Source organism: Streptomyces sp. NBC_00104 (assembly GCF_045160825.1).
Classification (GTDB): Bacteria; Actinomycetota; Actinomycetes; order Streptomycetales; family Streptomycetaceae; genus Streptomyces.
On the sequence record NZ_CP108215.1, the window covers coordinates 4592109 to 4610073 of the forward strand.

Annotated in this window: 13 protein-coding genes, 1 pseudogene and 1 riboswitch; all 14 genes and pseudogenes read right to left on the reverse strand. The window is 70.7% G+C overall.

All coding sequences use genetic code 11. From position 1 onward, the window contains the following. Window positions 1-41: 41 nt before the first annotated feature. Complete coding sequence (locus tag OG272_RS20070; protein ID WP_405894286.1) at window positions 42-1343, reverse strand: class I SAM-dependent methyltransferase; 1302 nt, start codon at window positions 1341-1343, stop codon at window positions 42-44. Window positions 1344-1724: 381 nt separating this feature from the next. Then, on the reverse strand, window positions 1725-3116 hold the full coding sequence (locus OG272_RS20075; protein WP_326582283.1) for an NAD(P)/FAD-dependent oxidoreductase: 1392 nt from the start codon (window positions 3114-3116) through the stop codon (window positions 1725-1727). 504 nt (window positions 3117-3620) lie between these two features. Beyond that, window positions 3621-4562 (reverse strand): Ppx/GppA phosphatase family protein, encoded by a 942-nt coding sequence (locus tag OG272_RS20080; protein ID WP_326582282.1) that lies wholly within the window; start codon window positions 4560-4562, stop codon window positions 3621-3623. A gap of 251 nt (window positions 4563-4813) precedes the next feature. Continuing rightward, window positions 4814-5335 (reverse strand): annotated as a pseudogene (locus OG272_RS20085) (DUF501 domain-containing protein); the annotation flags it as partial. A 57-nt stretch (window positions 5336-5392) separates the two neighbouring features. Further along, complete coding sequence (locus OG272_RS20090; protein ID WP_326585792.1) at window positions 5393-5875, reverse strand: septum formation initiator family protein; 483 nt, start codon at window positions 5873-5875, stop codon at window positions 5393-5395. A gap of 168 nt (window positions 5876-6043) precedes the next feature. Beyond that, window positions 6044-7324, reverse strand: coding sequence for a phosphopyruvate hydratase (eno, locus tag OG272_RS20095; RefSeq protein ID WP_327732230.1), 1281 nt, complete (start codon window positions 7322-7324; stop codon window positions 6044-6046). 474 nt (window positions 7325-7798) lie between these two features. Beyond that, on the reverse strand, window positions 7799-8494 hold the full coding sequence (locus OG272_RS20100; protein WP_326582280.1) for a transglycosylase family protein: 696 nt from the start codon (window positions 8492-8494) through the stop codon (window positions 7799-7801). A gap of 4 nt (window positions 8495-8498) precedes the next feature. Further along, window positions 8499-8698: riboswitch (cyclic di-AMP (ydaO/yuaA leader) on the reverse strand. A 182-nt stretch (window positions 8699-8880) separates the two neighbouring features. Next, on the reverse strand, window positions 8881-9939 hold the full coding sequence (locus tag OG272_RS20105) for a transglycosylase family protein (RefSeq protein WP_326582279.1): 1059 nt from the start codon (window positions 9937-9939) through the stop codon (window positions 8881-8883). Between the two features lie 194 nt (window positions 9940-10133). Further along, window positions 10134-11459: a cytochrome P450 gene (locus tag OG272_RS20110; protein WP_405894288.1), complete on the reverse strand. Its 1326-nt coding sequence runs from the start codon at window positions 11457-11459 to the stop codon at window positions 10134-10136. Next, window positions 11456-13561 carry a tetratricopeptide repeat protein gene (locus OG272_RS20115; protein ID WP_405894290.1) on the reverse strand — a complete coding sequence of 702 codons (2106 nt, stop codon included), beginning with the start codon at window positions 13559-13561 and terminating at the stop codon, window positions 11456-11458. Before OG272_RS20115 ends, OG272_RS20110 begins: the two co-directional genes overlap by 4 nt. 42 nt (window positions 13562-13603) lie before the next feature. After that, the gene (locus tag OG272_RS20120; RefSeq protein WP_328223248.1) at window positions 13604-14608 is read right to left on the reverse strand and encodes a nucleoside triphosphate pyrophosphohydrolase; all 1005 of its coding nucleotides are present in this window, start codon (window positions 14606-14608) and stop codon (window positions 13604-13606) included. Window positions 14609-14770: 162 nt separating this feature from the next. Beyond that, window positions 14771-15442, reverse strand: coding sequence for a SurA N-terminal domain-containing protein (locus OG272_RS20125; protein ID WP_327729366.1), 672 nt, complete (start codon window positions 15440-15442; stop codon window positions 14771-14773). Between the two features lie 214 nt (window positions 15443-15656). Next, window positions 15657-17150: a protein kinase domain-containing protein gene (locus OG272_RS20130; RefSeq protein ID WP_326585790.1), complete on the reverse strand. Its 1494-nt coding sequence runs from the start codon at window positions 17148-17150 to the stop codon at window positions 15657-15659. Window positions 17151-17194: 44 nt separating this feature from the next. Further along, entirely contained in the window at window positions 17195-17812 is a 618-nt protein-coding gene (locus OG272_RS20135) for a hypothetical protein (protein ID WP_327729365.1), read from the reverse strand. Window positions 17813-17965 lie beyond the last annotated feature (153 nt).

The following is a 17965-nucleotide window of genomic DNA, read 5'->3' on the forward strand; positions in this document are numbered from 1 at the left end:
CCACGCGCCCGTACAGGGCCGCTCACACCCCGTACGGGCGGTCAGGTTCCCCAGGTCCGGGCCCTGAGCGGGAGCCCCGATGCACCCTCTTCCGGGGGCCGTACGGCCAGTACCTGGTTGACGCCGAGGTGGTTGCGTTCGAAGCCGAGGGCCGAGGCGGCCATGTAGAGGCGCCAGACGCGGGCGCGGCCGGGGCCGACGAGGGCGACCGCGTGGGCCCAGCCGGCTTCGAGGTGGGTGACCCAGGCGCGCAGGGTGAGGGCGTAGTGCTCGCGCAGGGACTCCACGTCGCGGACCTCGAACCCGGCGCGTTCGAGCTGGGTGACGGTGGTGCCGATCGGGGCGAGTTCGCCGTCCGGGAAGACGTACGCGTCGATGAAGCCGTCGACGGAGTAGGTGCTCTCGTCGCGCTGCGGCCGCCGGGAGATCTGGTGGTTGAGCAGCCGTCCGCCGGGGGCCAGGAGCCGGTACAGGTCCTCGGCGTACGCCAGGTACTTGTCCACGCCGACGTGTTCGGCCATGCCGACGGACGAGATCGCGTCGTAGGGGCCGTCGGTGACGTCGCGGTAGTCCTGGACGCGGATCTCGACGCGGTCGGTGAGGCCCTCGTCGGCGACGCGTTTACGGGCGTACGCGGCCTGCTCCTGGGAGAGCGTGACGCCGACGACGCGCACGCCGTACTCGCGGGCGGCGTGCACGGCCATGGAGCCCCAGCCGCAGCCGACGTCGAGGAGCCGCGCGCCCGGGGTCAGGCCGAGTTTGCGGCAGATGAGGTCGAGCTTGTCGTACTGGGCGGCTTCGAGGGTGGCGGTGCCGTCGGCGGCCGGCCAGTAGGCGCAGGAGTACACCATCGACGGGCCGAGGACGATCTCGTAGAAGTCGTTGCCCACGTCGTAGTGGTGGCTGACGGCCCGTCTGTCGGTGTGCCTGGTGTGCCGGTGGCGGGCGCGGACCTCCTCGCGCGGCGGTTCGGGCGGGAGGAGGACGGCCGGGCCGGCCAGCTTCAGCAGGCCCTTGACGGCCGCCCGGACCTCCGGGTCGCGCAGGGCGTCGGTGAGGCTCCGGGCGTCCTCGTCCCGCTCCCACACGTGTCCGGCGATCAGGTCCAGTACGGCGTACAGGTCGCCGTCGACGCCGAGGTCACCGGCGACCCAGGCGCGGGCCAGACCCAGTTCGCCCGGCTTCCACAGCAGCCGGCGCAGGGCCCTGCGGTTCCGTACCACCAGTGCGGGGGCCTCCGGGGGGCCGGCCTCCGAACCGTCCCATGCCCGCAGCCGGACCGGGAGCGGGGCCCCCAGCACCTGCTCGAACAGGGCCTTCAGCCGCGACGCGGCGTCCTGCATGGCGCACACCTCCGTGACGAGAGATCCCGGAATGTCCAACGCCACGGTAAACACGGGTGGGGGTCTGCCGTAGTCCCGCTGTGAGGTGTGTTGTCCGGCCGCGGGTCCGGTGGGGCTCCTCGCGCAGTTCCCCGCGCCCCTGAAAGATCAGGCCCTGCGGGCTGAAAAGCACGGGGCGCAGCCCCTGCTTTTCAGGGGCGCGGGGAACTGCGCGAGCAACCACGACGCACCCGCACCCGCCGACGCACCGCACCGCACCGCACCGCACCGCACCGAGCTCTCCCGCGTCACGGACCCAAGAGTCTCGGGAACGCCGAAGGACCCCCCGCACCACGGATGGCGGGAGGTCCTTCGGGTCGGGCGGAGGGTGACCGGGAGGGGTCAGGAGGCCTTGGCCTTCTCCTCGGTCTTGGTCTTGGCCGGAGCCGCAGCGACCGGCGCCGGCTTGGCGGCCTCGTAGAACTCCTCGCGGGGAGTCTCGATGGCACCGAGGGAGACGACCTCGCGCTTGAGGAACATCGCGAGGGTCCAGTCGGCGAAGACACGGATCTTGCGGTTCCAGGTCGGCATGGCCAGACCGTGGTAGCCACGGTGCATGTACCAGGCGAGACGGCCCTTGAGCTTGATCTTCATCTTGCCCATGACGATCATCGCGACACCCTTGTGGAGGCCGAGGCCCGCCACCGCACCCTTGTTGGAGTGCGCGTACTCCTTCTGCGGGAAGCCCCGCATGCCGGAGACCACGTTGTCGCCGAGGACCCGGGCCTGGCGCAGCGCGTGCTGCGCGTTCGGCGGGCACCAGGCGTTCTCGACGCCGGCCTTGCGGGCGGCGACATCCGGGACCTGGGCGTTGTCGCCCGCGGCCCAGATGTAGTCGGTGCCGGTGACCTGGAGGGTCGGCTGGGCGTCCACGTGGCCACGGGGGCCGAGCGGGAGGCCGTAGCGGGAGAGGACCGGGTTCGGCTTGACGCCGGCGGTCCAGACGATCGTGTTGGAGTCGACCTCCAGGCCGTTCTTCAGCACGACGTGACCGTCGACGCAGGAGTCCATGGAGGTGTTGAGGTAGACCTCGACCCCACGGCCCTCCAGGTGCTCCTTGCCGTAACTGCCGAGCTTCGGGCCGACCTCGGGGAGGATCTTGTCGGCGGCGTCGACGAGCACGAAGCGCATGTCCTCGCGGGACACGTTCTTGTAGTACTTCGCGGCGTCGCGCGCCATGTCCTCGACCTCGCCGATGGTCTCGGCGCCGGCGAAGCCACCACCCACGAAGACGAAGGTCAACGCCTTGCGGCGGACGTCCTCGTCGGTCGTGGAGTCGGCCTTGTCGAGCTGCTCAAGCACGTGGTTGCGCAGGCCGATGGCCTCCTCGATGCCCTTCATACCGATGCCCTGTTCGGCGAGGCCGGGGATCGGGAAGGTGCGGGAGACCGCGCCGAGCGCGATCACCAGGTAGTCGAAAGGCAGCTCGTACGCCTCGCCGACCAGCGGGGCGATCGTGGCGACCTTGCGGTCCTGGTCGATGGTGGTGACCCGACCGGTGAGGACCTCCGCCTTCGGCAGCACGCGTCGCAGCGGGACGACGACGTGCCGGGGGGAGATGCTGCCGGCGGCGGCTTCGGGGAGGAAGGGCTGGTAGGTCATGTACGACCGGGGGTCGACGACCGTGACGGTCGCCTCGCCGTAGCGCATCTTCTTGAGGATGCGCCGAGCTGCGTACAGGCCTACGTACCCACCGCCTACTACGAGGATCCTGGGACGCTCCGTGGTGCTCATGCCATCGAGTATGTACCCGCCATCCGGGGGTCGCTCGTGCGCCCCTTCACAAGCTTCCCCACGCCCTCTGCTACACTGCGCGGCCCCCGTGACCCAGGTCATGGCCCGAGGCGGGAACCCCCCTGTACGGCGCGTCGTTGTCAAGGCCGCGTGAACTGCCGTTCCGGCCTCACGGACCCCCTGTGGACACCCCGGACCGGCCCCCGTTTTCACACGGACGAGACCCCCGCGAAACGCCCTCGGCGACCCCCGGTTGACCCCTTCGGACCCCCGAAGGCTCTGCGGAGCCTCAAAACATCGCTCAACTGGGCCGATTCTCTTGTGAAGAACTTCACGAAGTTTCTCGGCGGGAGGTCGACGAGGGGTACCGGAGCACCCCTCGGACGCGCTCATACGTTATCCGAACAGCTCAAGCGAGGCTACCGGCGAGTAGTGAACACGTGCTCACAAGCGCCGCCGGGCGGCCGGGAGAGCCCCGAAACCCGCCCGGGACCGAGCCGGCCCTCAGGCCACGGACCAGGCGATTCCGTCCAGAATGTCGTGTTCGCTCACCACAACCTCCGGTGCGCCGATCCGCTCCATGATGGCGAGGAGGACCAGGGCGCCCGCGGCGATCACGTCCACGCGCCCGGGGTGCATCGACGGCACCGCCTCCCGCTCGGCGTGCTTCGACCGCAGCAGCCACTCGGTGATCTCGCGGACGCGGTCGTGGGAGATCCGGGAGTGGTGGATGGCGACCGAGTCGTAGGCGGGCAGATCCTGGGAGATCGCGGACAGGGTCGTCACCGAACCGGCGAGCCCGACGAGGGTGTGCGCCTCGCGCAGCGGGACGTCCCGCTCGGCGAGGTCCAGCGCGGCCTCGATGTCGGCCCGGATCGCGGCGATCTGCTCCGGCTCGGGCGGGTCGACGACCACGCCGTCCCGTACCAGGTGCCGCTCGGTCAGCCGTACACAGCCGATGTCCACGGAGCGGGCGCCGCGCACCCGGTCGTCGCCGACGACGAACTCGGTGGAGCCGCCGCCGATGTCCACGACCAGATACGGCCGGGCGAGGTCGGCGCGCCCCATCAGTTCCTTGGTCGCGCCGGTGAAGGAGAACTCGGCCTCCCGGTCGCCGGAGATCACCTCCGGCTCGACGCCGAGGATGTCGAACACCCCACGGACGAACTCGTCCCGGTTCTCGGCGTCACGGGAGGCGGAGGTGGCGACGAAGCGGACCCGCTCGGCGCCGAGCTCCTTGATGACCGCCGCGTACTCCCGGCAGGCCGCGAAGGTCCGCTCCAGCGCCTCGGGGGCCAGCCGGCCCGTGCGGTCGACGCCCTGGCCGAGCCGGACGATGATCATCCGCCGGTCCAGCTCGACGAGTTCACCGGTGGCGGGGTCGGCGTCGGCGACGAGGAGCCGGATGGAGTTCGTACCGCAGTCGACGGCGGCGACACGGGTCACTGGTCGTCCTCCTTCGACGCGTCGTCTTCCCTCGACTTGTCGGCATCCTTCGACTTGTCGGCATCCTTCGACTTGTCGGCATCCTTCGACTTGTCGGCATCCTTCGACTTGTCGGCATCCTTCGACTTGTCGGCATCCTTCGACTTGTCGGCATCCTTCGACTTGTCGGCATCCTTCGACTTGTCGGCATCCTTCGACTTGTCGGCATCCTTCGACTTGTCGGCATCCTTCGACTTGTCGGCATCCTTCGAGGGCTCGGACGCGGGCACCACGCACGGGCCCTTCGCCCACCACTCCGGCAGCATCTCGATGGCCTCGTCGCCCAGCGGGTTGACGCCGGGCCCGGCCGCCAGCGAGTGTCCGACGAGGACGTGCAGGCACTTCACGCGGTCCGGCATGCCGCCCGCGCTCGGGAAGCCCTGAAGGACCTCGATCTCGTCGCGGCGGGCGATGTAGTCCTCGTGCGCGGCCCGGTACGCGGCGGCCAGCTCGGGGTCCGTCGCCAGCCGCTCCGTCATCTCCTTCATCACGCCGTTCGCCTCCAGCGTGCCGATCGCGGAGGCCGCGCGCGGGCACGTCAGGTAGTACGTCGTGGGGAAGGGCGTTCCGTCCGGCAGGCGCGGCGCCGTCTCGACGACGTCCGGCTGCCCGCACGGGCAGCGGTGCGCGATCGCGCGCAGCCCGCGCGGCGGGCGGCCCAACTGCTGCTGGAAGGCCTCGACGTCGGCGTCGGTCGGCTCGGTACGCGGGGTGGGCGGCGGAGGGGTCTGCATAACCTGCTACTCAAGTCCTCGGTGTGGCTCATCGGTTCACGGTCACGGGGTGGCCGTTCAGCTGTCGGCGGCGTCGGCCTTGTCGACCCCGTCCCAGACATTGGTGTACCAGGGGCGGTCGGCCGCCCCCTGGGTCGTACGGGACTGCTTCGCCGCGTCCGGGTCGATCATGGTGTAGCCGGTCTCGCCCGGCATCACATAGTGCAGCCGCTCCCGGATGCGCTGCTCGGCGTACGCGTCGTCCTGCCAGCGCGCCTTGAGGTCGCGCAACTCCTCGACCCGCTCGCGCGCCTCCTGGCGCTGCCGCTGCATGTCGGCGATCTCGGCGCGCTGGGAGACGTACTGCCTTATGGGATAGGCGAGCGCCACGATCATCGAGCAGAGGACGAGGGCGAGCAGTGCGGCCCGGCCGGTCAGCCGGGAACGGCGGGCCTGGCGCTTGGTCTGGGAGCGGTAGACCCGGGCGGCCGTCTGCTCACCGAGCACCTTCAGCCGGGTCGCGGTGGAGAAACGGTCCCGGTCCCGGTCCTTCACGGCCATGTCCCGCTTCCCCTTCTTCAGTGCGTCCTGCGTGTCTCCCACGCGCGTACGTCCCCGCACACGGTACGGGACCGGTACGGGGACGTACGTACGACTGGCTCAGGCTTGGCCCTCAACGGCTCAGCCCTCGCTGTGCCCGTGGTCCGCGGAGCGGACGTGGGGGAAGGCTCAGCCCTTGAAGCGGGGGAAGGCGGAGCGGCCGGCGTACACCGCGGCGTCGTCGAGGATCTCCTCGATGCGCAGCAGCTGGTTGTACTTGGCGACGCGGTCCGAGCGGGCCGGGGCGCCGGTCTTGATCTGACCGCAGTTCACCGCGACGGCGAGGTCGGCGATGGTGACGTCCTCGGTCTCGCCGGAGCGGTGGGACATCATGCACTTGAAGCCGTTGCGCTGGGCCATCTCGACGGCGTCCAGGGTCTCGGTCAGCGAACCGATCTGGTTCACCTTGACGAGCAGGGCGTTCGCGGAGCCCTCCTCGATGCCACGGGCCAGGCGCTCGGGGTTGGTGACGAACAGGTCGTCACCGACGATCTGGACCTTGTCACCGATCTTCTCGGTGATGGTGTTCCAGCCGGCCCAGTCGTCCTCGTACAGCGGGTCCTCGATGGAGACGAGCGGGTACGCGGAGACGAGCTCCTCGTAGTACTCGGTCATCTCGGCGGCCGAGCGGGACTTGCCCTCGAACTCGTACTTGCCGTCCTTGTAGAACTCGGACGCGGCGACGTCGAGCGCGAGCGCGATCTGCTCGCCGGGTACGTAACCGGCCTGCTTGATGGCCTCGAGGATGAGGTCGAGCGCGGCGCGGTTGGACTCCAGGTTCGGGGCGAAGCCGCCCTCGTCGCCGAGGCCGGTGGACAGGCCCTTGGTCTTCAGCACCTTCTTGAGGGTGTGGTAGACCTCGGCGCCCCAGCGCAGGGCCTCGGAGAAGGACTCCGCGCCGATGGGGGCGATCATGAACTCCTGGATGTCCACGTTGGAGTCGGCGTGCGAGCCGCCGTTCAGGATGTTCATCATCGGAACGGGCAGCAGGTGCGCGTTCGGGCCGCCCAGGTAGCGGAAGAGCGGCAGGTCGCTGGCCTCGGAGGCGGCGTGGGCGACGGCGAGGGAGACGCCGAGGATGGCGTTGGCGCCGAGGGAGCCCTTGTTGTCGGTGGCGTCCAGGTCGAACATCGCCTGGTCGATCAGGCGCTGCTCGGTGGCGTCGTAGCCGACGAGCTCCGGGCCGATCTGCTCGATCACGGCGAGGACGGCCTTCTCGACACCCTTGCCGAGGTAGCGGTTGGGGTCGCCGTCACGGAGCTCGATGGCTTCGAAGGCACCCGTGGAGGCGCCGGACGGGACGGCGGCACGACCGGTGCTGCCGTCGTCGAGGCCGACCTCGACCTCGACGGTGGGGTTGCCTCGCGAGTCGAGGATTTCCCGGGCTACGACGACGTCGATGGACGGCACGAGCATCTCCTTCATGGGATGTGACGCTGGTTGTGCGGGGCCGCTTGGGCCTTGCGACTAGAGCCTAACCGCCCCCGGGCCGTCGGCAGCCGACCGACCGTCCCGTGGACAGACAGACCGTACCCATTGTTTCAGGTCGGAACAAAGGGGGGTGGGCGAGAAAGTGAACAGAAAGAGGGAGAGGCGAGGAAGAGGAGAGGGAGAGGAGAGAGGGAGTGGCGAGGAAGACGGGCATGAAAAAGCCCCGCCCCGGTGCGTACGGGGGAATGCGCACCGGGGCGGGGAGCCCGTGGGGACGGGGGGACGGCCCTCACGAGGTCTTCACTATGGAGGACACGGATGTGAGCGGGCTGTGGTTCAGCTGGAGAGCGGCTCGATTTTCGGCCCGGCCGAACCCGCCCCGCCCCGCCTGCCCGGCCGTGGGGGCGGCCGTGGGGATGGCAGGCGGTCGGCGGCCGTCGCGATCGCCGTGGGTCAGCTCAGGTGGAGCTGCTGGCCCGGGTAGATGAAGTCGGCGTCGTCGATGATGTCCTTGTTCAGCTCGAAGAGCTTCTCCCAGCCACCCTTGACGTTCTTCTTCTCGGCGATGGCGCTGAGGGTGTCGCCGCTGACGACCTTGTACTCGCCGTCGCCCTTCTCGACCTTCTTGCCGGTCGGGGTCTCGACGGTGGCACGCTCGGAGGAGCGGGAGGCGCGGGTCTCCTGGCTGCTCTTCTCGGTGCTCTTCTGGGTGCTCTCCTGCGAGGAGGAACCGGAGTCCGAGTTGCCGCTGGAGGCGGCGGCGCCGTCGTACGAGGCGCTGGACAGGCCGGTGCCGCAGACGGGCCAGGCACCCTTGCCCTGGCCCGCGAGGACCTTCTCGGCGATCGCGATCTGCTGGGCCTTGCTCGCCTGGTCGGCGGTGGAGGCGTACTGCGTACCGCCGTAGGCGGCCCAGGTGGAGGCGGAGAACTGCAGACCGCCGTAGTAGCCGTTACCGGTGTTGATGGACCAGTTCCCGCCGGACTCGCACTGGGCGACGGTGTCCCACTCGGAGGCGGTGGCGGCGGAGGCGCTGCCGGCGACCATCAGCGGAGCGGCGATGGCGGCGGCACCGGTGACACCGGCGACGGCGATGGCGCGAGCCGCCTTGGACGGACGGCGGTGCTTGCCCTTGCTGGAAAACAGCATGGAGTGATCCCCTCACCGACGCCTGCGAGGTGAGCTGTCGGGTTCGGGCCGGTTGAGTTGCCCGGCCGCGCCCGCTCGCCTTTCGGCTCACATGGCGCGGCTTCACCCCGAGCCGGTTCCGGACGTGCGCCCCCGAAGGGCCGCAACCACCGGACCCGGCACTTACCTTGGGTCCCCCGCTCCTGCCTACGGCGCTTGACGCGACGACTGTTCCATGCGGCCGTTGGCAGGATTCGGCGTACCGACCGCAGGGGCCCGCTGTGGCGAGCGGTCACGACCGTAGACACGTGATTCGCCGGATTTCAAAGACGATCAGGGGGTCTGTGATTCATCTCCCACGGAGATCAAAACGGGCATTCAGGGGCGAACCGTGACCTGAACTGCCGCTACTTTTCGCCCGTTTCGACACCGACTTCGAGGGTCTGACCGGGAAGGATAAGGTCCGGGTCAGTTCCGACCGTGGCCTCGTTCTCGGCGTACAGCTCCCGCCACCCGCCGCCCAGGCCGAGCGAGTTCACGATGCCCGTCAGGCTGTCGCCCGCCTGGACGGTGTACGCGCCGTCGACGACCTCACGCGCCGCGTCGCCATCACGGGAGGCGTGACGGCCGGAGGACGCGGAGTCGGTGCGGGAGCCGTCGGCCGCGTCCGTGCCGGCCTCGGTGTCCGCGTCGACGTCCTCGTCGGCACTGGCGCCGCGATGACGGCCGGTGCCACCCTCACTGTCGTCCGCAGCCGAAGAGCTGTCGCTCTGACCCGACTTGTCCGAGTCTGCGCTGCCGGAGCCGGCGGAGTCGTCCGAGTCGGTGCCGGTTCTGGCCTTGGTGGAACCCTCGAAGACATCGGCGGACGATCCCGACGATTCGGACGATTCGCTCGGCCCGCGGGAGCCGCTGGAGCCGGTGGAGTCCGTCGGTCCGGTGGAGTCGGTCGAGTCGGCCGACTTGCCCGACTTGGCCGCGTCCGTCGAGGCGGACGAATCCGATGTATCGGATGAACCTGACGAACTGGACGAATCCTCAGAGTCCGAGGAGTCGTCCGCGACGCCCGTGTCCACGTCGGCGGAACCGGAGTCGCCTCCGAGGTTGTGGAGGAGTCCACAGGTGGCCCAGACGCCGACGCCCTGGCCGGCGAGCACCTTCTCGGCGACGGCTATCTGCTGCGAACGGCTGGCCTGGTCGGCGGTCGCCGCGTACTCCAGACCGCCGTACTTCTCCCAGTTCGCCTGGGTGAGCTGAAGGCCGCCGTAGCGTCCGTTCCCGGTGTCCGCGCTCCAGGAGCCACCGCTCTCGCACTCCGCCACCTGGTCCCAGGTGGTTCCGCCGGCCGCGCTCGCGCCGGTGGCGCCGAGGAGTGGAATCGCGATGGCCGAGCCGGTCACTCCCGCCGCGACGAGGAGGGCCGGAGCCTGACGGGGGCGACGGTGACGACCGTTCCCGGAGAGCATGCGGTTGCCTTTCACGCGACAGCAGTGGCCTGTGCGACGGGCGTGGTGACCTCTTCGCACTGACGTGTGAACGTAGCCGCAGTCGATCAGTTGTCACAAGTTAATGCAGCGTAGATCACGTGAAGATCACAGACTTGAGGGAGTGTCATCTTCTGACACGGAATGGGGTATGGCTACGGCCCGCCCGGGTACGACTACGGGTTGCTCACCAACCCGGTCACCGGCCGCTCCCGCGGGGTGAATTCGACCGGAAGCGTGCGCAATCCGCGCATGATGAGCCCTCCTCGCCACCTCAAATCGGCAGAATCCCCCGCCAGTCGCAGGTCGGGGAGGCGGGTGAGGAGCGTGGCCAGCGCCGTCTGCCCTTCGAGGCGGGCGAGGGGGGCGCCGAGGCAGTAGTGGATGCCGTGGCCGTAGCCGAGGTGCTGGTTGTCCCGGCGGGAGAGATCGAGGGTGTCGGGGTCGTCGAAGCGGGCCGGGTCGCGGTCGGCCGCCGCGAGGACGACGAGGACGGGGTCGCCGGGGGCGATGTCCTGCCCGCCGAGGGTGAGGGGTTGGGTCGCGAAGCGCCAGGTGGCGAGTTCGACGGGGCCGTCGTAGCGGAGGAGTTCCTCGACGCCGGTTTCGAGCAGCGCGGTCTCCCGCGCGGCGAGGGAGTCCTGGAGGCGGGTGCGCTGGTCGGGATGGGTGAGGAGGGCGTACATGCCGTTCCCGATGAGGTTGACGGTCGTCTCGAACCCGGCGAACAGCAGGATGAACGCCATCGCCGCGGCCTCGTTCTCGGTGAGGTGCTCACCGTGGTCGGAGGAGCGGATGAGCCCGGAGATGAGGTCCTCGCCGGGGGCGGGGTGCTCGGTGAGGGCCTCCCGCTTGCGGTGGATGAGGTCGGCGAGATAGCCGCGCATCTTCTTGACCGACCGGGCCACCCCTCCCCTCGGCCCACCGCCGTGCCGGATCATCATCCCCGCCCAGTCCCTGAAGTCGTCCTGGTCCTCCCGGGGGACGCCGAGCAGGTCGCAGATCGCGTAGATGGGGAGGGGGAACGCGAACTCGTGGATGAGGTCGGCTTCGCCCTTGTCCGCGAACCGGTCGATGAGCTGATCGGTCAGCTCCTGGACCCGGGGGGCGAATTCGGCGACCCGGCGGGGCGTGAAGGCCTTGGAGACGAGGCGGCGGAGCCGGGTGTGGTCCGGCGGATCGATGTTGAGGAGATGCGTCATCAACTCGGCCTTGCGCTCCCCGGGAATGCCGGTCTTCCCCCTGGCGTGCGCGGGCTCGTCGTGATGCGCCGGGTTCTTGGACAGACGCCCGTCGGCGAGAGCCTGCTTCGCGTCGGCGTAACGGGTGACCAGCCAGGCCTCCACACCACTGGGCAGACGCGTCCGGTGAACGGGGGCGTGGTCTCGGAGCCAGGCGTACGCCGGGTAGGGGTTGGTGGCGAACTCCCAGGTGAAGAGGGCGGGAGCGGCGCCGGTCCCCTGGGGGGTGCCGGTGGGGGTGGGTGCGGGCTGGTTGGTCACTCGTCGACGGTAGCGGGCGGGTCCGATGGGGGTGACGGCAGTTCACCCAGCTGCATCTTGGCGTCGTAATGACCTTGCTGTGCGGCTCTGCGGAACCACACCGTGGCTTCGTCTCCTGCACCGGCCTGCAGGAAGAAGGCACCCAGCAGGAACGCGGCCTCGCCGCTGCCTCGCAGGGCGGCCTGGGTGAGGACGGCCTCCGCCTCCTCATGGGATCCGGATCTGTGGAGGAAGCTGCCCAGTGCCTGGGGCGCCACGGAGTAGCCCTCCGCCAGTAATCTGCGCAGGAGCTGCTCCACTTCCTCGTCATGGTTCGTCCAATGATCCAGAAGGATCGCAAGGTTGAACACCGCCAGCGGGTCCCCCAGGGCGGCACCGCGACGGAGCCAGAACTCGGCGTCCTGAGGTCGGTTCCAGTTCATCATCAGCGTGCCGAGGCTGGCGGCCACCGCCTCATGACCGGCATCGAACGCCTTGACGTACCAGCGAAGAGCCTCGATCGTGCCTCCGCTGCCGACCAGCAGCTTGCCCAACTCGTGTGCCGCCCTGCCGTCACCGCTCTCGGCCGCGACACGCAACCATCGCTCGGCATGGGCCCGGTGAAGCCGACCGACCTCGCGCGCCGCCGTGACGCTGCCGCTCTCCGCCGCGGCGTGCAGGTACCGAAGCGCGGTCATCTCGTCCCCGGTGTCCAGCAGCCGCGCCGCCCAGTCCTCGGCCGCGCGGGCGTGGCCCGCGTCGGCCGCTCCGCGCAACAGGGTCTCGTGCTCCTCGCCACCGACGCGGTCGGCGAAGGCGAACATCAGCTCCGCGTCCCCCGCCTCGAACCGCCGGTGCAACGCCGCGCGGGCCGCGTCGAGCACGGCGGCGCGGTCGATCGGCGCTCCGTCCTCCGTCGCGTCGAGCAGCAGCCACCACACGCCGTCCGGGACCGTGTCCAGGTCCTCCGACCTCAGCGCCTCCGCGACCAGTGCCCCGTACGCCCGCCAGGTGTCGGTCTCCTCCCCCGCCACGAGCAGCCCCGCGACCCCGAACATCGACGTCGTCGCCCAGGCGAGGGCGTCCTCGAACGACTCACGCTCCTCGTCCCCGTACTGCTCCTGGACCCGTCGCAGCAGCTCGACCGGTACGGCACCCGTGACTCCGCACCGCGCCAGGTCCACCGCCGCCCGGACCAGCAACTGCCCGCGCGGGTGGCTCGTCCGTGTCCCCTCACGCCGCCACTCGTCGAACAGCAGGTGCCCGACCGCGAAGTACGACGCCGCGCCCTCCTCGCCGCTCCACATGTACGCCGGGTAGGCGCGCGGGTCGTCGTGGGCCGCCAGGCGCTCCAGCTCGGCCTCGCTCCACCGGCGGGGCAGGTCCACCGTGCGGGCCATGGCTATGGCGCGGTCGCCGGGGGTGTCGCCGGAGCGGCGGCGGTAGTACTCGTCGGGACTCATCGTGCCGAGCAGGACCGCGCCCAGGCCGGTGAGCCGCGCCAACATCCTCGGGTCCAGGCCGTCTTCGCCGAGGTGGTCGGTCAACTCGTCGAGCCAGACGATGTACTGGCCGGGCTCGCCCTTCAGCGCGGCGAGCAACCCGCGCAGGTCCTCGCCGGGGTCCGGCGCGTACAGCCGGTGGCCCGCCAGACCCCGCACCCCGTGCCACGCGGTGTACGACTTGCCCGTGTACGGCTCCCCCAGGATCAGTACGAGACCACGGTGTGCGAGCTTGGCGCGCAGTTCCTCGTCACAGTCGCGGGGGACGTACGGCGGTACGTCGGGCTGGCCGGGTACGTGCTGGGTGAGCCGTACGCCGAACTCCAGCGGTTCGGCGTCGGTCACCGGCCGCCAGTCCGCGGGGGCGGGGATGTGGGCGTAGTAGTGGTGCTCCGCGGCGGTGACCCGGTCGTTGAACGTGGCGTCACGGAAGTCGACGTGGTCACCGGTGTACTGAGATCCCGTCAGGGTGTCGCCGCTGGTGCGGGCCTGGATGACGGGTGCGGTGAAGGTCCCGCCCGTGATCGCGTTGGTGATGTCGCCGCCGGCGGCGACGGAGCCGCTTCCGCCGGCCTCCACGGAGCGCTCGCCCCCGGTCCTGTCGTCCGACTCCCGTCCCACACAAGCCCCCACGCGTCGCGACCACCCGTAAGGACAACGGTACTAAGCGTGCAGCCCCTCAGCAGCCCGTACCGCGTCCCGGTACACCCGGGCCGCGGCGCGCAGCGCCGCCTCGGGGTCGACTCCGGCCGCCTCGGCTCGCACTGCCATCGCCAGCAGTTCGTAGCCGGGGCCCTCGCCGGCCGGGAGGGGAACGTCCAGGTTCGTCGCGCGCACCCGTGACGCCAGCTTCGAGGCGAGGGCGAGGCCGGGCTGGCCCAGGGGGATGCCGTCGGTCACCGACTCGCGTTGTTTCTCCACGGCCTTCGTGCGGAGCCAGTGTGCCTTGACCTCTTCCGGGGTCGTGGCCGTCGCGTCGCCGAAGACGTGGGGGTGGCGGTGGATGAGTTTGGTGATGATGCCGGCGGCCACGTCGTCGATGGAGAAGGGGGTGTCGGGGTCGTCCTCGGCGATGCGGGCGTGGAAGACGACCTGGAGGAGGACGTCGCCCAGCTCCTCTCGGAGTTCGTCGCGGTCGCCCTCCTCGATGGCTTCGACGAGTTCGTACGCTTCCTCGATGCCGTACTTGGCGAGGCCCTTGTGGGTCTGCTGGGAGGACCAGGGGCATTCGGCGCGGATGCGGTCCATGACCTGGACGAGGTCGAGGAGGCGGGCGCCGGGGAGGTCATAGGAGGCGGGGAGGAGCTCCAGGGACGGCATCCGGACCCGGCCGGAGCCGGCGAGGCGGGCGAGGCCGTCGGTGAGGTGGGGTTCGCCCTCGGCGGTGGCCACCACGACCACCGTGCGGTCGTCGGCGCAGGCGTCGACCAGTTCCTCCGCCGTCGGCGTCGCCCGCTCGACCGTGATGCCGGCCTCGCGGAGGTAGGGAAGCTGGGGGTGCGCCTCGTCCGCGCAGAGGACGCGGTCCGCCCCGTGCAGCGCCTGCCAGGCCGGCCAGGAGAGCAGGCCGGGGGCGACGCGGTGGCTGGTGGTGAGCAGGACGACTCGGCCGGGGCCGGTCTCGGGGGCCGGGGTGGCGGGGGCGCCGTCGGGGCGGTGTGCGTTCACCCCACGAACGTAACGCACGTCACGGACGACCCCCGAAGTTATCCACAGGCTGTGCCCTGCCGCACCCTGCCCTGCCGCACCCTTCTCTGCCGCGGCCCTGCTCTGCCGCGCCCTGCCGTGGGCCGGTGCCCCGAGTACCGGATCAGCGCACCGGCCCGCCGGCTACGCCGACTCCCGTGTCCCCGCCGCGGTGACGTCCTTCAGCCACGGTGTCTTGGCGTCCAGCAGGCCGACCCGGCCGGACGTCGGGTCGACGCCCCAGCTGCCGTAGCGCGGATTGAGGTCCACGTCGAGTTTCTTGGAGGCCTCGGAGAGGGCCTGCCAGAAGACCGTGCCGCCCTCCTGGGTGTTGAGGTCGGCGCCGAGGGCGGTGGAGAGTTTCTGGACCTCGACGTCGCTGCTGAGGCTCTCCTCCAGCTGTTCGGGGGCGACGCTGTAGCGCTGGAGGTAGGCCGCCTCCAGGGCCTCGGCGCCACCGGCCTCCTTTTCCAGGTCGGAACGGTACTGCTGGACTTCCTTGCGGGTGACGGTCACGCCGGCGTCGTCGAGCGCCTGGTCGAGGACCTTCTCCAGGACCATGCCGTTCAGGGTGTTGCGGGTCAGGGCGCCGCTCTGGGCGACGACCTGCTGGTACTGGTCCGCGTCCGTGATGGCGGCGCGCTGGGCGGCGCGCACTTCGTTCACCCGGTTCTCCAGTTGCGCGACCGTGATCCGGTCGGCCCCGACGACGGCCGCCGCGCCGGGATGCGCGTCACTTCCGCAGGCGGTGAGGAGCGGGGCCGCGGCGGTGATCGCGGCGGAGAGGAGGAGCGCGGTGCGACGGCGGCGGTGCAAGTGGGCCTCCCGAGGAGATTGTGCGGCGGTGCACAAAGTCTTGCGGTGATCGATGGTAGGCAGTGGCCCTGCTCTCGGCCAGCCATTCGACCAACGATTCACGCCGACTTCGGGCACCGTCGTACCGGGACCGAGCCACCACCGGCCCACGCGCGGCGCCGGGCGGCGACCGTCGCACCTTTTGTCCCACCATGGCCAGGATCGGCCGCCCGTGTCAGCCGCGCACCTGCCCCAGCCACTGCAGCGTGCGCCGGACCTCGCCCGCCAGCGGATGGCCCGGCCCCCGCAGCCGTTCCACATCGAGCAGCAGGCGGCCGAGGGTCTCGTGGGCGGCGCCGCGGTCGCCGAGGGCGAGGAGCAGGTGGCCTATGCGGCGGCGGACGTCGAGGGAGAGTTCGGGGTCGCCGCCGACGTACTGGTTCTCGTAGTACGGCAGCAGCGAGCGGTACTCGGCGAGGGCCGCGGCCGGTTCGCCGAGTTGTTCGAGGCACTGGGCGGAGTCGTAGCGGAAGCGCAGCGCCTGGGTGTCGGCCTGGCCGGCCTCGGTGGCGCGCTCGTCGGCGAGGCGGCGCAGCTCGGGCAGGGCGCGGCGGTACTGGCCGTCGTCCATGAGGGTGGCCGCGTACTGCTTGCGCAGGGTGCGGACGACCGGTGAGTGCTCACCGTGCTGGGCGGCGGCGGCCGGGAGGATCGCGCCGAGGATGTCGACGGCCTGGGTGATGCGGCCCTCGCCGAGGAGCCGCTTGACCTCGTCCACGGCGCCGGCCACGTCGGGCTTGTCGGCCGCGGGCGCGGGGTCGGGCGCGGCCGACGGCTGCGGCGCGGGTATGCGGGCCCGGTCCGGCCAGGGGGCGTGCGGACGCAGGAAGGGGCGCGTGGGGTCGAGCGGGGAGCCGGTGGGCATACCGCGCGCGGGGAGGAGCGGGAGGAGCTGCTCGTACGTCTCCTGCGCGGAGGACGGGCGGTGCTGCGGGTCCTTGGAGAGCAGCCGGAGGACCAGGGCCTCCAGGTTCTCGGGCACCTCGGGGCGCAGTCGGCGGACGGGGACCGGCGGCTCGTAGAGGTGGCGGTGCAGGACGCCGAGGGCCGTGGAGCCCGTGAACGGGACGTTCCCGCTGAGCAGTTCGTGGATCAGCACACCGAGGGCGTACAGGTCGGTGTACGGGCCGACCGCGCCGCCCATGGCCTGTTCGGGGGCCATGTAGGCGGGGCTGCCGATGGGCGAACCGGTGTGGGTCAGGCGGGTGGTGTCGGTGTCCATGACGGAGGCGACGCCGAGGTCGAGGACGGTGACGGTGCCGTCCTGCTTGACCATGACGTTCCGCGGCTTGAGGTCGCGGTGGATGATCGGTACCGCGTGCACGGCGGACAGCACGGCGCACAGCTGGGCGGCGACCGAGACGGTCCACTGCCACGGGTACGGGTCGTGCTCGGCGAGGTGGTCGGCGAGGTCGGCCCCGTCGACGTACTGCATGACGAGGAACAGCTCCTCGCCCTCGCTGCCGGCGTCGTGCACGGTCACCAGGCCGGGGTGGTCGACCTGGGCCGTGACGCGGCACTCGCGCACGAAGCGGCGGCGCAGCTCGTCGGCCTCCTGGCCCGCGACCTTGTCCGGGCGCAGCAGCTTGACCGCCACGCGCCGGTCGAGGCGCTGGTCGTACGCCGTCCACACCTGTCCCATGCCGCCCTGGCCGATGAGCGTGGACAGTTCGTAGCGGCCGGTGATCAGGCGTCCGGTCCCCTGCCCCTGGATCACCGGTCTCCTTCGTGGTTGCGCAGATAGTCACTGAGCTCGTCGAGCTCGGCGCGCACCTGGTCTATGCGGGCGGGCCCGGGGCGCTGCGGCTCCGGCCCGGGCTGCGGCTGCGCATGCTGCGGGGGCTGCGGGGGCTGGTGCTGAACGGGCGGCTGCGGGAGCGGCGGGGCCGGGGTGTAGGGCTGCGGGACCTGGACCGGCGGGTAGCTGTACCCGGTCTGCTGCGCGTACCCCGTGGTCTGGGCGTACGGCGACGGCGGGGCCGTCCGGGAGCGGCTGGAGTGGCGTATGTCCGCGGCCAGGTAGTACGCGACGATCGCGATCAGGCCGCCGAACAGCATCGACATGCCGACGTCGCCGCGCCAGGTGGTGAACTCTTCCTCGCCCGGGTCGGTGCCGATGATGTACAGCGTCGCGACGATGTGGACGACCGCGAGGGCGAACAGCCACCAGTCCAGGGTCCTGCGGGTCACCGAGGCGAGCCGCAGCAGGCACGCCCAGGCGAGCAGGCCACAGCTCATGACCGCGACCACCACGAAGATCACACGGAGTGTGACCTGGCCCCCTTGATCGGGGCCGGGGGGCGGTGTCGGCGCGTAGCCGTGGCCGTGCATGGCTGCTCCTGAGGGCCTGGTGAGAGCGAGTTGCGATGTCGTCCCGAGGGTATCGGTCGATCACGACATGACGTCCAGGGTTGTGGACAACCGTTGTAGTACCGCAGTGCTGGTCACGCCGCCCGAGGCGGAGCGGTTCCGTCCGGTAGACGG